Annotated in this window: 12 protein-coding genes; 11 read left to right on the plus strand and 1 reads right to left on the minus strand. The window is 57.4% G+C overall.

The window, feature by feature from the left end; all coding sequences use genetic code 11:
* Nucleotides 1–3 precede the first annotated feature (3 nt).
* Genes N1030_RS00905 through N1030_RS00940 form a run of 8 tightly spaced genes read left to right on the plus strand, consistent with a single transcriptional unit; the run spans nt 4 to nt 12,856 of the window.
* Complete coding sequence (locus N1030_RS00905) at nt 4–1,254, plus strand: glycosyltransferase (RefSeq protein ID WP_265827099.1); 1,251 nt, start codon at nt 4–6, stop codon at nt 1,252–1,254.
* Nucleotides 1,254–2,639 carry a glycosyltransferase gene (locus N1030_RS00910; protein ID WP_265827101.1) on the plus strand — a complete coding sequence of 462 codons (1,386 nt, stop codon included), beginning with the start codon at nt 1,254–1,256 and terminating at the stop codon, nt 2,637–2,639. The genes N1030_RS00905 and N1030_RS00910 overlap by 1 nt, the downstream gene beginning before the upstream one ends.
* Complete coding sequence (locus N1030_RS00915) at nt 2,636–4,471, plus strand: PBS lyase (RefSeq protein ID WP_265827102.1); 1,836 nt, start codon at nt 2,636–2,638, stop codon at nt 4,469–4,471. The genes N1030_RS00910 and N1030_RS00915 overlap by 4 nt, the downstream gene beginning before the upstream one ends.
* On the plus strand, nt 4,468–5,631 hold the full coding sequence (locus tag N1030_RS00920) for a glycosyltransferase family 4 protein (RefSeq protein WP_265827103.1): 1,164 nt from the start codon (nt 4,468–4,470) through the stop codon (nt 5,629–5,631). Before N1030_RS00915 ends, N1030_RS00920 begins: the two co-directional genes overlap by 4 nt.
* Nucleotides 5,612–7,435, plus strand: a complete 1,824-nt coding sequence (locus N1030_RS00925; protein WP_265827104.1) for a hypothetical protein — start codon at nt 5,612–5,614, stop codon at nt 7,433–7,435. The genes N1030_RS00920 and N1030_RS00925 overlap by 20 nt, the downstream gene beginning before the upstream one ends.
* Nucleotides 7,436–7,439: 4 nt before the next feature.
* A complete protein-coding gene (locus N1030_RS00930; protein ID WP_265827105.1) occupies nt 7,440–10,481 on the plus strand; it encodes a glycosyltransferase in 3,042 nt (1,013 codons plus the stop codon).
* Entirely contained in the window at nt 10,472–11,626 is a 1,155-nt protein-coding gene (locus N1030_RS00935; protein ID WP_265827106.1) for a glycosyltransferase family 4 protein, read from the plus strand. Before N1030_RS00930 ends, N1030_RS00935 begins: the two co-directional genes overlap by 10 nt.
* Before the next feature lie 33 nt (nt 11,627–11,659).
* A complete protein-coding gene (locus N1030_RS00940) occupies nt 11,660–12,856 on the plus strand; it encodes a glycosyltransferase family 4 protein (RefSeq protein ID WP_265827107.1) in 1,197 nt (398 codons plus the stop codon).
* A 5-nt stretch (nt 12,857–12,861) separates the two neighbouring features.
* On the opposite strand, the gene N1030_RS00945 is transcribed toward N1030_RS00940, so the two are convergent.
* A complete protein-coding gene (locus N1030_RS00945) occupies nt 12,862–14,019 on the minus strand; it encodes a glycosyltransferase family 4 protein (protein WP_265827108.1) in 1,158 nt (385 codons plus the stop codon).
* A gap of 244 nt (nt 14,020–14,263) precedes the next feature.
* Between N1030_RS00945 and N1030_RS00950 the strand changes: the two genes are divergently transcribed.
* The 3 genes from N1030_RS00950 (at nt 14,264) to N1030_RS00960 (ending at nt 17,617) form a co-directional block, all read left to right on the plus strand.
* Nucleotides 14,264–15,706 (plus strand): O-antigen ligase family protein, encoded by a 1,443-nt coding sequence (locus N1030_RS00950; RefSeq protein ID WP_265829118.1) that lies wholly within the window; start codon nt 14,264–14,266, stop codon nt 15,704–15,706.
* Between the two features lie 101 nt (nt 15,707–15,807).
* On the plus strand, nt 15,808–16,611 hold the full coding sequence (locus N1030_RS00955; protein ID WP_265827109.1) for an SGNH/GDSL hydrolase family protein: 804 nt from the start codon (nt 15,808–15,810) through the stop codon (nt 16,609–16,611).
* Complete coding sequence (locus N1030_RS00960) at nt 16,601–17,617, plus strand: acyltransferase family protein (protein ID WP_265827110.1); 1,017 nt, start codon at nt 16,601–16,603, stop codon at nt 17,615–17,617. Before N1030_RS00955 ends, N1030_RS00960 begins: the two co-directional genes overlap by 11 nt.
* Nucleotides 17,618–17,869 lie beyond the last annotated feature (252 nt).

Below are 17,869 nucleotides of genomic sequence, written 5' to 3' on the forward strand. Positions count from 1 at the left end.
CGCTTGTCTGATCATGCCATGCCTGTCTCTTCCCTGCGTGTAGGATACCTGCTTCGGACATTTCCCATTCTTTCGGAGACGTTTGTCACTGGCGAGATACGGGGGATCGGCAGGCGCACCGGCTTCGTGCCCTATGTCTGCTCGCTGTATCGTCCTGCGCCGGAACATGCAGGGGGGTGGGATGAGAGTGCGGACGGCCCCGTAACGTGGTTCCGCGATCTGGATAAATCCAGACTGCCGGAAATGGTCGGCTATCATAGCGGCAAAGTGTTGCGGCATCCTTTCCGGCAGTTGCGATTCTGGCTGGACCAAGGCCTTGAGTTGCCAAATGCCGACAGATGCAAGCTGGCTATAATCGCCATGGAAGTGCAGCGTGCCAGGATACGGCACATGCATACCCACTTCGCCTGGGAGCATGTTGATTACCTACGTGCCCTGAAGATGCTGACAGGCATTCCGTTCAGCGTGACCGTGCATGCGGCGGACATCTTCATCGATCCGGCGGTGGCAGCCCACCGCCTGCAGGATGCCGCGTTTGTCACGACTATCAGCGACTACAACCGGAACATGCTGATTGAGCGACTTGGTCTGCCTCAGGAGAGGGTGCACGTGGTGCGTTGCGGCATAGATTGGCTTGAAGAAATGCCGGGGGCAGCGGATGCGACTGGCGATGAGGGGGCGGAGGAAGCCCCGCTGCGCATACTCAGTGTGGGACGTATGGTCGAGAAAAAGGGGTTCGATACCCTTTTGTCCGCGTTGCAGGCATTGCGCGAGAACGGCGTAAAGTTTGAGGCCGAAATTATCGGTAACGGACCGTTGCAACCGGATCTGGAGCGGCAGGCTGCTGCGACTGGTCTGGGGGATATGGTGCGTTTTTCCGGCGCGCTGCCTTCCACCACGGTGCTGGAGCGTGTGCGAGCCTGTGATGTCTTTGCGCTCTGCTGCAGGGAGGCGGCCAACGGCGACATGGACGGCATTCCCGTGGTGCTCATGGAAGCCATGGCATGCGGCAAGCCCGTGGTTACCAGCCGCATCAGCGGTATTCCGGAATTGGTGGATGAGCAGTGCGGTTTTCTTTCGCAACCGGATGACCCCGCGCAGGTGGCGGCGTTTCTCGGTAGTCTGGCCGGAAACAGGGCGCTGGGAAGGACCATGGGAGCGGCGGGAGTGCGCAAGGTCAGAGCGCAATACCTGCGGAGCAGGCAAGTGGACGATCTGCTGAACCTGATATCCGGTTTGCAGGGAGGCTGCTGATGCGAATCCTCATGCTGTGTGCTGATTGGGGCATCCCCGTGGGCGGCAATGCGGGGTCGTCCGTTCACTTCCGCTCCCTTGCAAGGGCTTTTGCAGATCTGGGGCACGAGGTGCGCAGCGTCGTTACCAACGGCGGCGGTGATGCTGTGTTGCCGGTGCCTGTCATAACTGTGCCGCATGGTACTGTCTGGCCAAGAATGCGTAATGGTGTCGAACGGTTGAGGTGGCGTGCGGTGCGCCCGCAACCTGTTGCCGGAAAGGTTGTTCCGCAGACGGATGAGGCATCGCAAGACAGAGTGCACGCGAACGCATCCGCTGAAAATCCCGCTGGCAAGCCCGCTGACAAACAGAAAGGCTCGCTTCTTGGCCGTCTGTATTATGAAAGGCTGCCTGCCGTAGTGCACCTTGCGGAAGAGCTTGTCTGGCATCGTAAGCGGTTTGCCCAAACCGTTCGCGGCGTGTGTGAGCAGTGGCGTCCGGACTTCGTGTACGAGCGGTATGCGCTTTGTCAGACTGGCGGCCTGCGCGTTGCTGAAGCTCTGGATATTCCGCTGTTTCTTGAGGTCAATTCGCCGCTTCATGACGAGCGATGCCGACGTGGGCTTCCCCTTGGCTTTAGAGCCTTGGCCCGTCGGGACGAACAGCGGTTGTGGGCGCGGGCGGACAGGGTCTTCTGCGTATCCGAGGCCCTCAAGACGCGCATCGAACCGTTGCGTCAAAGGGGCGGGGAAGTCTTTGTTACCCCGAACGGCGTGGACACCACCATGTTTACGCTTGACCGGAGAGCGGGAGCATTGCGCCGCAGGCTGGGCTTGGAGGGTGAGACGCTGGTCGGCTGGCTCGGAGCGTTATCGCCTGAGCGGGGGGCGGAAGAGTTTGTTTCCATCATGGCCGGTGTATTGGCTCAGCGGAATGACGTGCATGCCGTTCTCATTGGCGCGGGGCCGATGGAGGCGGAGTTGAAACGCCGGACTGCCGAGCTTGGATGCGCCGGAAGGATGCACTTTACCGGAGGGGTGGCGCATGAGGAAGTTCCGTCTTTGCTGGCGGACCTTGATATCGCGGCGGCTCCTTATCCCAAGTTGCCCAATTTCTATTTTTCACCAATGAAATTATATGAATACATGGCAAGTGGCCTACCCGTGGTTGCCGGAAATATGGGCCAGATTGAGGCTGTGGTGGAACACGGGGCAACCGGTTTGCTGCTGCCGCCTCAGGATCAGGAAGCATGGGTGCATGAGATCGTTGCGCTGTGTGATGACCATGAACGCAGGGCTGAACTGGGTGCCCGCGCACGGGAGCGGGCTTTGGCCTTCGGCTCGTGGCAGGGGAATGCCTCGTTGATTCTTGAGCAGGCACAGGGCTTTTGCGGGAGGTCTGCATGACGCTTCCTATCTCCGGGGCGGAACTCGTCCTGTTCTCAACTGCCGGCATGGCCGCCAGAATGACCGGCGGAAGGCGGGATCGGTTGCGGAGCATGCTTGCCGACGGTCCCGACATGGCTTTTCCCATGCTGCGTGTGAAGTCTGAGGACTGCGCAGCCGTGCTCCTTTGTTGTTCCATGGGGCAGGACTTGGTGTACCTGAACGGGCTGCCGGTTGGAATACCCGCCCGTGCCATGCACGGTCTCGGGAACATGTTGAAGGCTCTCTGGAGAACCGCTGTCAACGCCCCGCCCGTATCTCTTGCAGACGAACAGGCTGTCAGGCTGGACAACATGCTGGTTCTTCGCTTGCCGTCATCCATGACCGTGGCGTGGGAGAACGTGCTCAAACTGCGGATGATGGATGTGTCACCAATGCTGCTGCCGGTGTTTTCCGATATGGCGGCTCTGGAGAAGGCGCTTGATGCGATGCCGGAGGGGGCTGTCGGTGGTGAGTACCTTGCCTTGAATGCGCAGGGGAATGTGGTCCGCAGGTTCAAGGATACTGAACTCCGCGTTTCTGAGCGTACGGAGTCCGTTGAGCGTGGCGTGGAAGACCGGATTCACGCTCTAGGGCTTGCTCTTACACGCTTTGTCGTACCGGAGGGGAGCTGTGTTCCTGTTGAAAGCGGCTGCCAGCCGCAACGGGGGGATGTGTGGTCGTTCTTTGATCCGCAGGATGGCGGCTTCCGGCTGTGGGGCTGGCGATGGGACACCGGCATAGTCCTTGAGGCGCTTGCAGTGGCTGCCCGGGAAAGCGGCGATACGGCCATCCTTGATGCCGCGATTGCTGTCGGCAATCGCATGCTGGGCTGCCAGCTCACGGCCCCTGACTGCGCCGGAGGTTTCCCCGAGTGGGTCGACTTCCGGTATTCGGAAAGCGACTCGATTATTACCGAGTGGGTGGCGCCCTTCAATGCCGCGTTCATTGCGGCCGGTCTTGGCGAGCTTGCCGATACGGTGGGCGGTGCCGAAGGCGCACGCTATGCTTCGGCCGCAGCGGCAGGGTATGATTGCCTTGCAACCAAGGGGTTGACCGGTCAGGGGGGGCTGTTCGGGTACTATTTCACCTCATCGGGCCGCTGGCAGTATCTGGGCCAGATCAACGATTCCTTCATAGCGGGGCGTGGTCTTTCCCGCTGTGCCGTCGAGTCGCGGGAACACTATGCGGCTATTGCCGCGCGCATGGCTCTGTATATGACCGGCAAGGCGCAGCAGCCGGACGGGCATGTCCGCCGCGCATGGCATGATCCCGTAGGGGCCGCTCCCGTGGGAGCCCCCTTGTTTCCTGAATGGAACGAGTTTCCTGACAGGGTGGTTGAAAAGATTTTTCTGCGCGGTCAGGCATGGGCGCTCTTCGGTCTTGCGGGTGTGTGCAGGCTGCTGCGGGGCTTGGAGTCTGACGACGCCGTATGCATCCGCGAGCGGACCGCGACGCTTGTCCGCTATCTGCTGCAGGTGCAGCGCGAAAATGGTTCATGGTTGTACAGCCAGCTGCAGGAGGAACTTGGGGAATGCGTGAAGGGGACGGCGGCGATAGCCTCGGCCCTTGCGGAGTATGCTGCCGTGACCGGTGATAGCACGGTGCTGTCCGCCATACGTCGCGCCCTCGATTATCTTGAACGTTCCAGTGCCGGTAACGTGGTTCCATCCTCGCTTGCGGTGTTGCCCATGGACAGCTCCGAAGAAGGGGGAATCATTTATTACCGGAACAGGCCCATGGTCTGCGCCTACGCAGGAGCGCTGGAACTGTTGGCTCGCGTGCGTCTGGCCAGGCTGGAGGAAACGGCATGAGAATCGTGCATGTATGCAAATTCTTTTATCCGGTGGTGACAGGCGTTACGGCCTATGTGCACAGCCTTTCCTCAACGCTTGCCCGCAGAGGGCACGAGGTAACCGTGCTTACGTGGGGCGATGCTGATGAGCAGACCCTTATGAACGGCTTTCGTGTTGTTCGCGTGGACAAAGGCAACAGGGACGGGCTCGCAGCGGCGTTGACGGCTCTGGCCGGAGAGCATGGCGTGGATGTGGTGAACACCCACGGCATATGGGAGCATGTTCCTGTGGTGTCAGAGTGGTGCAGGCAACATGCTGCGCCGCATGTGGTGACCATGCACGGTACATGGATGTTTCTGCATACGACGGACGCGTATGCGACCCTGAAGGGCAAAGTCTGGTACGGTATCGTGTACCGGAAATTCCTGTGGCCCCGCATCATGCGCAGAGCGGCTGCCGCAGTGGTGCTGAATGCGCAGGAGCAAGGGCTTGCCGAAGGCTGGGCGGTGCCGGAAGGGAAGATTCATCGCATCCCCAACGCGGTGGATACCTCGTTGTTTGTTCCCGTTGCGCAATCCGCTGCGGATACTGGCACAAGCCCGCAGCTCTGGCCGCATTTCAGGGCGGCTGATGGGGCGTTGCGGGTCATGTTTGTCGGAGCATTGCAGCGGCAGAAAGGGGTATTCACCGTCCTCGGGGCGGCAAAACGGCTCAAGGCTTCGGGTGTGCCGGTTCACTGGGCGGTATGCGGCAGGGGGCCGGATGAGCAGCAGCTGCGGGCCGAGATCGCCGCCAACGGTCTGGAGACCTGCGTTACGCTGGCAGGCGCTGTTGCCCGCGAGCATATGCCGCAGGCCTACCGCGATGCGGATGTTGTCGTGCTTCCGTCGTTTGGTGAACCCTTCGGGACGGTCTATCTTGAGGCTATGGCCTCAGGAATTCCCTGTGTGGGCTGCAGAAGCGGCGGTACGCCCGAGATCATCCGCGAGGGGGAGGCCGGCTACCTGATTGAGTATGATGACGATCAGGCCTTGGCCGACAGGATTGCAAAGCTTGCCGCCGATGCGGATCTGCGCAGGCGGATGGGGGATGCGGGCAGAAAACGGGCGGAAGAATTCTTTGCATGGGACGCGGTAACCACGCGTCTTGAGGGGGTCTATGCGCAGGTTATCAGCTGATGTCCGTCGTTGCCTGACCCTTGCGGGGCTGGCGCTCGCTGTGTTGCTGAGCGTTCCTGCCGCTGGGTACTGCGCCGTGCAGGTGGCGGTTGCGCAGGTGCTGACCCCCTGTTCACCGTTGACGGACTGCAGACAGCCTCAGAATCACGAAGGCATTGTGTTGCGCGGAGGTGGCGGAGAAAGCGTAACCGTGCAGCTTGTCATCGGATTCGGATCGCAGGCGCTCAGGGATATTTCCTTTGTTTTCGATGTGGATGGCCTTCATACGGCGCATGCGTGGCGCGCATGGTCCATCTGGAATGTGCCGGAAGTTGCCGTGCCGGTGCGCATGCAGCTTGGCGGGGCCGATAGGGCGTCCGTAGCCGGGGGGGCGATCGAGGATGCGGTTGTCCCGCGTTTTGATCTGCCGGATGTCAGAGAGGGAGCAGCAGGAGAAGGCGCGTTTGTCTCCTGCCCCGTCTACGTGGAGTGCGAGCTGCCCCGAGGCAAGGCCGGACAATATGCGGGAACGCTCACCATGCTCTCGGAAGGGAGGGCGGTTGCACAGATTCCCGTGCGGGTGGACGTGTTGCCGTATGATCTGCCCATGGTTCCCGACTTCATTGTGGAGATGAATTCATATGGCGACTGGACGCGGCTGCTTGCGCCGGACGTGGACAGCTACCTCGCCATTCACAGGCTGTTCAGGCGGTTCAGAACCACGTTTACGCAGGTTCCCTATAGGCAGGATGGCTCGGCGGTGCTGCCGTTCATGGAGCCTGTGGTGACCGTGCATTCCGGTGGGCTTGCTGCGGACTGGCAGGCTTTCCGCGAGGCCAATGGGCCGTTGTTTGACGGGACAGCCTTTGCGGATGGTCAGCCGGTGACGCACTTTGTCTTGCCGTTCCGCTATGGCTGGCCTGCCAAGTCTGACCGGGCGGCCAAAGAAGGTTCCGGCAACCAGAAGCAGAGAGAAGCGGCGAGGAATGACGGGCTGCGGCAGGCGGTGAAGACTTTTCTGATTGAGCAGGGGTGGCTTGCCGCAGACGGAGGCGTAACGGGCACGCGGTTTCAGGAGTTTCACAACGAGAATCCCGAACATGGTTCCAGTGCGCCGTGGTTTCTGGATGAGCCCAGAACCATGAAGGATATGGAGGGGCATGGGCTTTACACGGGACTGAGCATCGGTGGTTTTTCCGCCTACAGGATTGATGTTTCCGATTGGCGACGGGTTCGCGGCGGACTGGAGCGTGTGGGAAATCAGGTGGATGACTGGTTTGTATCGACCAATCCTCTCTATCTGAACAAAGAGGCCATCGCCTTCTTTCATGGCCTGCAGGCGCGGCGGGAGGCTGGGCGGCAGGCAACTGCAGGCTGGCTGTTCGGTTACGGTGAGTTGCCCGGTTTTGTCAGAGAGGGCAACGCGGTTTCGTGGGCAGCGTTGGTAGCGGAGCTTTGCCGGTACTGGAGCATGGGGCTGGACGGATACGCCCAGTGGATCACGGATGTATGGAAGCCCGCCAAACGACCGGAACTCCCCCTGTACGCCCGACCGTTGTTTTTTGCCAATGCGGGGGGCGCGCGTACCTTCTTCTGGCCGGGGCGATATCTTGGCGTAAACGGCCCTTTGCCCTCTCTGCGACTCTTTGCCGTCAGGCAGGCCGTGCAGATGACGGATACGGCTGCATTGGTGTGCAAACGCTATCCCGAGCGCTGCGCAGACGTGCGAGTACGGATGGCGTCACTTTCTCCCCAAGATGAACGCGATGTGATAGCATGTATGCAGGAGTTGCAGAATCTGTTGTCGGAACACGGGGAGCAGTGACCGCATGACGGAAGAAACCAGGGAATACTCGATGCAGGCGCGGTGCACCCGCCTTGCGCGCGGCATTGCCGACTGGCTTGCCTCTCTGCAGGTTGCGGAGGCGGGGTATGACCTTGGCGGCATTCGTGATCCGCTTTCCGGCGTTGTGGCGGGTGAGCATTATTCCGCAAGTCATTTCGCGTGGGTGCAGCTTCTTTTGAGCCGGCAGGCCGGAGAAGAGCCTGAACGGGTGCGGGCGGCAAGGCTGGCTCTGGATTTTCACGTGCGGACTTCGCCTGAGGAGTATGCGCCCAAAACGTGGGATTATCATTGGGACTTCAATAACCTGGCCTTTGCAGCCGCTTTCGGTCTGTTGGGGGATGCGCTGAGCGTAGAGGAGCGTGACAGCTACATTGTCTCAATGATGACGTGGCGCACCAATCCGCATCATGCCGTCAACTGGGTTGCCATGCGCTGTCTCGGCGCAGCCATGCGCCATGCCTTTCTGGGCTTGCCGGAAGATGCCCTGCAGGCTGTGCAGTGGCTTGATTTTGTGTTGGATGCCCAGTTGTCCGACGGCGGTATCGAGGATGTGAAGGGAGAGAGCCTTCCCAGCCAGTACCATGCCTACACAGCCTGTCTGCTGCATCTGCTGCTGGAGCCTGACATGATACCACGGCGGGAGAAGGATTCCCGGGTTGGCACTGCTGAGACTCCGGCGTCATCCACGTTGGCCGGGATGCTGGAAGGGGCAACTTCAGCCCCAGTTGAATCCCGTGTCCGGATGGCGGTGGTTGCTGCCGCCAGATGGCTGCTTGCTATCTGCGGGCCGGATGGGGAGATGAACGTTCTTGGACGCGGGCAGAGACAGATTTTCGGCTATGCCTGTGCGGTCTATCTGTTCCGTGCGGCCATGGCGTTGGATGCCGGCAGGGCCGGAGAATACCGCTGGGCAGCCGAATCGGTTCTGGCAAGGCTGGAACGCCATGTCAGAGAGGACGGAAGGCTTCCTCTGGTGTTGAGCGGACTGTCGGATGCCGAACGCGCCGGTTGGTACGATTATCATCACGGCACCGTCTACAATGCCTTTGCCGCCGTTTGGTTGCAGAAGGCCGCTGATTTGCCTGTCATGGAGGACGTGTCGTCAATGCTTCCTGCCACCGGCGTGACGCACCTTCACGACTCCGGTCTGCTTGTCCTTCGCACCGGAGCCTATTTCGCCCTGTTCAGCAAGGGGCACGCAGGGGCTGGATATGCGACCGAGGCGGGCATCACGCCGCATCTGCTGATGGCGGATGGGCAGGTTCTTTTCAGCTGTCCGCTGGGACCTCTTGCGGGAAAATACGGTGAGCGTTGTCCTCATAATGGGCAGAGCGCCAATGTATGGGCTCCTGTCTGGGCGGTGCCCTATTCGGAAGAAGGGGCGTTAGCCGTTGCGTCAGCCGGAAAGCGGAACTGCAGTTCGTGGGTTGCCCCGACAGGTGAACACGGCAGCATCGTCAGGCATTCGGAGCATGTCTGGACTCTGCGGTTGCAGGCGCATGGCGCAGTATGGGAGCGCCGTCTGGCCGTGGGGCCATGGCACCTTGAGGCCAACGACACGCTCACGCTTTCCGGACATGAAGGTAACGGTGCCGTGCTGGTTCGTCCCATCAACATCAGCCTGCCTGCTGCCATGCCTGTTGACCAAAAGGAAGGACCGTTCCGTCTGGCCGTGTTTCCTGACCCCATAGCACCGCAGGAGAAAGTGGTTTCAGCAGGGGGCGTGATGCAGGTGCTCGCATCGGAGAGGCTGGTTTCCATTGCCGAAAAGACGGAAAGCATCCGGTCCGGATGGCGGCTCAGACTGCGTTCGGGGCAGGGGGGCGACGGCAGGATTCCGCCTGTCGTGACCTTGAGCTGGGACCCGTGGAGCCGCCTCTGGAAGAGAAAGCAGAGGCTCATGCACTCGCTCTGGCAGCGGCACGGGCTTGCGGTTTCCTATGTGGAACCGGCTGTGCGGATGGCGGATGTTGTGGCCCACGGCAGAAAGCTGGCCGGTAATGACGAGTACAGCAGACGGCTTCGCCGCAGCCTGTGGCCGTTCGGCACGTCCGTGGGTAACGGACTTTCCCTGTATTCCCTTCTGCTACCCTTGCCTTTTGCACGAACCTTCCCGTCGTTGGCGGCTGCCAATACGCGCTACTGGTTGCGTCAGGTAGACAGGGTGGTGAAGAAGGCTGGTGCGAAAGAGGGCTACGTTCTCTGGGTGTATCATCCGTCGCAATTGGAGGCCGTGGAGGTTTTCGGTGCCGAGGCATCACTTGTTGTTTACGACTGGACGGACGACTGGGTGGCAGCCTTGCCGGATTCCTTCTCGGAAGACTACAGGGCTGACCTGGCAAGAAGGCAGGAGGCTCTGTTGCGCCGCGTGGATGTGGTGTTTGCCGTTTCAGAGGAGCTGGCAAGGCGCGCTTCGGCCTATTGCCCGTGGGTACACTATCTTCCCAACGGAACGGATACGTCGACCTTTGCACCGGTTGAACGGGAATGGCGGGAGGGCCGCCCCTGCATAGTCTATCTCTCCCAGATCACCGAACGGCTGGACGTGGCCCTGCTCAGGAATCTTGCTCTTGCCTCGCCGCAGTGGGATTTCAAACTCATCGGTCCCGTGGTGTGTGATCCGGCCATTGTCGCTCCCCTGCGGGAGCTGTCCAATGTGACGCTCGTCGGAGCCATGGCCTATGTCGAAGCAGCCAGCGCCACAGCGCACGCGGATGTCTGCATACTGCCTCATGTGGTGGACGCATTGACCGCCACGCTCGACCCCATCAAGATCTACGACTATCTGGCCACGGGTAATCCGGTGGTTTCCACGGCCGTGGCCATGCATCCGGCGCTCAGGGAGCATGTGCGCATAGCGTCCGATGCTGAAGCGTTCCGGCGGGCCATTGCGGATTCGCTGGCTGAGGATGCCGGTGCTCGCAACGTGCGCAGGCAGGCCGTTTTGGCGCATTCATGGGAGGCGAGGGCGGATGAACTCAAGAGCATTCTTTCCGGTTACTTCGGGGGTGGGGAATGCGCATAGCGGTGGATGGAAGGGTGCTGAGTCTGCCCGAAGCCCGCGGCATAGCCAGCTATCTTATGGAGATTCTCCGAGCGTGGCCGGAACAGCCGGAAGGGGAAGAGCGGGATGAATTCATCCTCTTTACGGAGGATGCAATTCCGGCCGAGCGCTACCGGTCTTCCGCTGATGTGCGGGTGGTGCATGTGCCCTCGGTGCGCGGCAGCCGGTTCAGGGTGTGGGATTGGTATTGTCTGCCAGCGGCGTTGAATGGCCGCGCCTATGATCTTCTGTGGACGCCGGCCAATGTCTCGCTTCCGGTGGGCGGGCTCAGGCAGGTGACCACCATCCACGATACCATCGTGCAGGAATGTCTTGTGCCCCGTTCGATGTTTGAACGACTTCTGCAACGGGTGGTGCTTCCCTATTGGTCAAGGCGTTACGCGGACAGGGTCATAACCGTCAGCGAATTTTCAGGCGGGCGGATCGCCAAGGTCTTCGGCTACAGTGCCGACCGGATATCAGTGGTGCCCAATGGCGCAACCTTTGCGGAACGCCGTTTCGGCGAGCGAGAGCAGGCGCGCGCCTTCCTCCGGGAAAAAACGGGGGTTGAGCGACGTTTCATTCTTGCACTCGGAGCTGAAAGCGCATGGAAGAACACGCAGGGTGCCATTGATGCCTTCACGCATGTTGCTCAGAAGCAGGCCGACATCGGGCTTGTGATCGCAGGGCTCCAGCCCCGGGTGCTTGCCGTGTTTTCCGAGCAGGTCAGGGCGGCCGGTCTGGCAGACCGGATCACGCTGCTCCCCTTTACGGACAGGGAAACGCGGGATGCATTGTATCAGGCCGCCGAGGTGTTTTTGTATCCGTCGCTGTTCGAAGGGTTCGGGCTGCCGCCGCTGGAGGCCATGGCCGCCGGTACTCCTGTGGTTGCCTCTGATGCGGCAAGCATACCGGAGGTGGTGGGCGATGCGGCGATACTGGTGGATGCCCGCAATGCCGGTGAAACCGCTGATGCTTTGCTGCACGTGCTGAATGATGCCGATGTCCGTGCGGCCCTGATCAGTGCCGGGGTGCAGAATATCCGGCGATTTGACTGGCGTGAAAGTGCTGCACGGCATAGAGCGATTTTTGCGGAATTGGCGGAAGAAAATCGGCATGGCCGCTGATTTCATAGGCATGAGGATGTAAGGGGAACCGTGATGAAGCGTAGAGTTCTTGTGGTGGAAAACGGCGCGGGCTTCGGCGGTGCGCTTACCAGTCTGGCATCGCTGGCGGCGGCCCTGCCAGCAGACCGTTGGGAGCTTCATCTCATTACGTCATACCCGCAGGATCATATCGGTGAACACGGGGCCGTGCGCAAGGTCGTGGTGATGCCCCGGCAACGGAGGTATGGGGCGGGAAGTTCTGACCAGCAGGCCCTTCAGAAGTTTTTGGGAAAACGGGCCGGAAACGCGGCGTTTCTTATTGATCACCTGACCACAGGCAGACGGTATGGCGTGAGGATTGCGCAATACATTCGGGATAACGGCATTGAGCTTGTGCACTGCAATAACGGCGTGCTCATAAACGACGCCGTCGTACTGGGAGCCCGCAAGGCGCATGTGCCCTGCGTGGTGCATTCCCGTGGTCCCGAGTATCCGGGGCGCGTGTCGGCATGGCTTGCCGGATTGGTGGACATATTCATGCCGGTGTCGGGATTCATTGCCGATACCGTGCGGGCCGTGGGCGTGCCGGAAGAACGTATAGTGGTCGTTCCCGAAGGGATAGACGCGGCAGGCTTTATGAAAGGCGCGGATGCGGAAGCGTTCAGGCGCGCATACGCCATTCCATCCGGCGTGCCTCTGGTGGGAATGGTGGGCTGTCTTGTTGGCTGGAAAGGGCACGATGTGTTTCTGGACGCCTGCACCCGGTTCATGTCCCGAAGCGACGCCCTTGCCGTTATTGTCGGCGGGGAACCCGCCGGGAGCGCAGGCGACGGTATGCTTGCCCGCCTGAAAAGCAGGGCTGCGGCTTTGGGGGTGGGAGAACGAGTCTTTTTTACGGGGCATTGCACGCAGGTGGCTTCCGCCATGGCGGCGTGCGATGTGGTGGTGCATGCGTCCACCATTCCTGAACCCTTTGGCCGCGTCATGCTGGAAGCCATGGCGGCCGGAACTGCTGTTGTATGCACCCGGGCGGGTGGCCCTGCTGAGGTTGTGAGGGACAGAGAGAACGGGCTTCTGGTTGCGCCTGCCGATGCCGCGGAAATGGCGCAGGGAGTCCTGCGGCTTCTTGAGAATGCGGACCTGCGTTCAGAGCTGGCGGCAGAAGGGCTCAAGACATGCGGGGAGTATTCCATTCAGCGGCATGTCGATCTGGTGGAGCGTGTTTACGGGGGGCTTCTGCAAGGGCGGTAGGGAAGCTATCCCTTCAGCAGCTTTTCAACGCGCTTGGCGTTGCCCTGCCATGTCCTGTCGTTCTGCTCAATGTCTTTGCGGGCGGCATCGCCGATGCGGCGAATCAGGGCTGGTTCTGCGATCAGTTCCATGATGCGGCCGACCATATTCTTCCAGTCGCCCGGAGTGAAGAGCAGGCCGTTTTCGCCGTCGGTGAGTATCTCGCGGATGTTGGCCTGAGCTGGCGCAACAATGGCTTTTCCGGCGGCCATGTATTCGAAGAGCTTCATGGGAGAGGCATAGGGGGGGGCGGCAGGCTGCAGGGCGATATCCAGTTTCGGCAGCGTACGGAGCAGGTCCTGCCTGCCGAGCGCCCCGGTAATGGTCACGTGGTCGGTAAGGCCCCGCCCGGCGATAAGCTCTTCAAGGCGGGGGCGCAGCGGGCCGTCGCCGATGAGCATGAGATGGACATTGCCCCGGAAGGCCCCTTGTTCATCAAGGGTAATGAGCAGTTCGCTCAGACCGTGCCAGTCCCGGAACCAGCCCACGAAACCGAGGGTGAGTCTGTCCGGGGCCTGAGAGGGAGACTGTGCAGGGGCAGGCGGGTATTCCGCAGGATTGACGCCGTTATGCATCACGGTGATGTGGTCGGCTCTGCCTCCTTCGGAAATGAGCATGCCGCGAAGGACCTCGGAGACGGCGATGGTCGTATGGGCGCTGTTCACCGCGAAGGTTTCGCAACGCTGGGCAAGCCGTTTGCAGTAGAGCTTGCCGTACTTGGCTTTTTCGTAGGCGAGGGGGGCGTTGACCTCCAGAACGAGCGGCGTTCCGGTAAGTCGGGAAACGAGGGCTCCCGCAAGATTGTAAAGGGAATAACGTTCATAGATGAACCGCGGGCGCAGTTTGCGGACGGCCAGATACAGGCGGAGCGTTCCCGGAATGTTGTAGCCCAGTTCAAGCAGTTCATACACCGGCCCGGGCAGCGCTGAAACTATGCGGCTGAGAAAGCCGGAACGGGATTCGCTTCCAACGGCTTCCTCATCATAGAGGGACACCTTGTGAACAGAATAGCCGATGTCCTTGAATGCCTTGTTCATCTCGTGGATATGGATGCCCTGGGCATCAACACCTTGTGTCCGGTGATGATAAATCATGATATGCTCGTTGGAACGTGGTGCGGGCATGGTATTCTCTTTCGGTTATCGAGTCGGCTCGTTTGACTGGTCGATGCTGTGTCTGACTGTCAAAACGGATGCGGAAATGGTTCTGGTATGCCATGTTCGGCATAATATGTATATATAGTCCATTGTTGTGCGATGCAAAAGAAACTTTTTGCGTGTAGTATGGAGCATAATGATGATTAAGTTTCTGTTGTATTCCATAGGGTCAGTCACTTTCAATGCCCCGTTAGTAATGACCATTCTTTTCATGGTATTCTATCTTGTTGTCGGGATTATGTCTTTCAGGCGTCCTGCGCTTGCCCTGATATTGTATTATGGGACAACGATAATGAATCCGCAGCTTCATTATCCGGTATTCACCTTGTTGCCCATGGCCAAGATTTCTGCGGGTATTTGCCTGCTTGCATGTTTGGTCAATGCCCGGTCCTTGAGCTTTTCTCTGCCGAAACAGTTGATTTTTCCTATTGTTTTCCTGCTGTTTTCAGTGGTCTGCACTATTTCAGCCATAGACCCTTCCCTTGCCGAGAAACGCTTCGATGAGTTCATCAATATCGGCATAATGCTGTTCATGGTCGTGTGGGCCGTGGAAACGCGCGATGACATCGACTGGCTGTTCTGGGGGGTGCTGTGTAGCTTCTGGTTCGGTGTTTTCAAGAATCTGGTCGAGACCCAGACCTTGGGCAAATGGTATGCCGTGGGTGGTACCGGCGGCTGGATTTCAGATTCCAACGACTGGGCGTTGGCCGTGTCCATGGCTGTCCCCCTATTCTACGCTTCCTGCTTTCATCCCCGCGTCAAGTCCAAGTTGCTCAGGGTGTTCATGGGGTGCACCCTCATGGCGGCTCTGCTTATCATTACCATTACCTCGTCGCGGGGAGGATTCCTTGCGACCGGTGCGGCTTTCTGCGCTCTCATGGTTACCGAAAGCAAGAGGATGCGGGCCGTGGCCGGAATGGGGGTAATCCTGTTGGTGGTCATTGCCTACATGCCGGATAGTTATGTGGGGCAGATCCGCAGTATTTTCGAGATAGGAGATACAGCTTCGGAGGTCTGGCACGGTGATCGGGAATTTGAAAAGTACACGGGCGGTGAGCGGGTATATTTCTGGCGGGTTGCCCTTGAAATCATGCGGGAGCACCCATTGACAGGCATAGGCTGGGGAAATTTTATCGAGCAGTTTGCCCTGCGTGAAGGGCTTGAGAAAGGAGTCGTTGCACATAGCACCTGGTTTCAGATTGCGGCAGAGGCAGGCGCTGTGGCGTTGTTTGCCTACGTGGGCATGATCGTTACTGCCATTATCTCATTGCTCAGGTCGTTGAAAAAGGCGCGGGAGCAGAATGACGCCGTGCTCGCGACTCATGTGAGAGCATTGGGGGCGGGGATTGTGGCGTTTGTTGTGGGGGGGAGCTTTATCAGTCGGGAAAATTCCGAGTTGATCTTTCTGTATGTTATTATGGGGGCGATGATTTCCCAGATACTGTCAAAGCAGGCCGCAGAAGCTGAACAGACGAAGGAGGCATATAAAAGGATTGAACACGCTGCGCCTGTTGCTGAATTGGGGTCGGAGGTGCTGGCCGTATCTCCTGCGGACGAGAGGCATGTTTTGTCAGAGAGCCAGTCGCGTTATGTGGCGCGGTTGCGGAATAAAACGCGATATGTGTTGAAGAAGGACAAGGCAAAGGAGTTGTAGTTCGGCGCGAGTAGGCTGCCTATGGGGCTATGTGGCATGCAGGGAGCTGAAGAGTCGATAGCGGCAGCCCGTTCATGGTTCCTTTGGGGGGGGGGCGGAATGTGCAGGAAGAAGACGTTGTTGGATCTGTTTTGTTCTTCCGGACTTGGTGTCGAGAGGGAAGCATTATGCGTGTTCGAATGTTGATACTGCTGTTTTTCGTGGTTGTCATATGTCTTGTTGGGGGGCGGTTGGGCAACAGTCTGTTGAAGCGACTTCATTCACTACGTGTTGAACCTGTTGCGTGTCCGTCCGCTGTGTTCCCTAATGCTTCGGCTGAATCTGTTTCCATTTTGATGTTGGGTGATTCGAGGGTTCAGCTTTGGAGGGAGCCCAAGGTTGGGGCGGGGTATTTCGTGATCAATGCTGCTGTGGGGGGGTATACGACGGCTCAGGTGAGGATTCAGACGGAAATATGTGGTCTTCCTGCTGCGGATTATGCCTTTGTTCAGGTAGGGATCAATGATGTCTACTCGTCTTGCTTTCTTGATGTTGACCGGGATGTCGTCGTGGCAAAGGCAAAACATAACATCGAAGAAATGGCACGTAAGCTTAGTGGAGTTGTTCGTGTGCTTGTTCTTTCTACAGTAGCGCCTCCGGGGACTCCGGATCTGATTCGACGGATGTATGTTGATGAAAGGCTTTGGGATGATGTGGCAGAGCTTAATAGGTTTATTGTTAACCTGTGCAGGCGTAATGGCTATCGTTTGATTGATTTGAATGGCCTTCTTTCTGGTCATGACAAACGTCGTCTGGACGAGAAGTTTGTTGATAGAGACTTTTTTCTGCATTTTAATGAAAAGGCATATGGTGTGTTGGATATTGAGTTTGGGAGGATTATCAAAGGAGAAGCTTGTGAAAGATAGGCTTTACCCTCTTGATTTGATGCGCGGTGTCGGTATTTTTTTAATTATTATATATCATTGTTATAAAAATATTTACATTTTTAGTGCGCAAAATTCTGAAGTTTTCAGATTGCTTTTCTTTACAACTGGTTTTTTTGTTTTTATTTCTGGGTTTACGGCTGCTGTTTCAGGTCGAGATATGTTGTCTTGTTGTGATTTGGGTGTTTGGAAGGTGTATATTAAGAAGAAGATTGTTAGATTTTTAAAGCTGTTTGTAATTGTTTTGTTTGCAAATATTTTTTTCGTTGTAATTTCTATGGGTGGTGTCGGTTCTGTTCTTGATAGAGTGTTGTCAGTTTTTTGTTTGTTTTATGTTGATAGATGGGATGTGTCTTATCAAGTGCTTGCTTCTGTTGGTGTGAGTGTTTTGATGTGTGCTTTGTATATGTATGTTTATAGTTTGAGAAGTAGGGTTGATTTGGCTTTTCTTGTTTTTGTTGTGTTATTGTGTATTGTTATGGATTTTTTTTATGGAGTAGTTCCATATCTTTGGAGGTTTGCGTTCCAAGGGGTGTTGGGATGTTGTGTTGGTGTTGCTCTTCGGTGGAGTGGTGTGGACAGGCTTGAGCTGTGGATTGTTATTGTGTCTTTGTTTTTGTCATTTGTAATGTTGTTGCTTGGTAGTCTATTTTCATATAATTTAATGTTTCAAAATAGTGTGTGGTTTGGTTTTGTATCCTCTGTGTCTTTTTTTATTACTTTTTACTTGTTTTCTGTTAGGTTTATAGGTTATGAGGGTGTTATTTCAAAATATATGCAGCATGTAGGTAGGTCGTCTTTGTTTTATTACATAGTTCAAGGTGTTGTTATAATTATTGTTGCAAAATTGTTTAGGTCTGATAGTGATGTGGTGGTTGTGGTGTCTTCTGTTTTTGTTTTGTTTTGTTGTTCTTCTATGTATGTGCTGGCAGAGCGATTGAGGCGTGTTCGTAGTATAGATCGTATGTACCGTTTTATTTTTTGTTGATTTGTTGGCGAGTTGTTATTTTCTATGACTTTGCAGAGGGTCACGACACTTTGTCAGGCGTTTCTATGCTATTTGATTTGCCGATAACTGTGTAAGATTTTTCGACATATGACTTGTTTTCCGACGTAAATATTCAGAGTTTGATTGCGGTGATCAGGGTGAAGAAGTGCCCGCTTTCGCCATTTTTTCTAGTTATTGCTCAGGCTTTTCACGTTCGGAGCGATAATCGAATGTCCTCGTGACGCGTACAGG

The sequence above is a fragment of the Desulfovibrio mangrovi genome (assembly GCF_026230175.1).
Classification (GTDB): domain Bacteria; phylum Desulfobacterota; class Desulfovibrionia; order Desulfovibrionales; family Desulfovibrionaceae; genus Halodesulfovibrio; species Halodesulfovibrio mangrovi.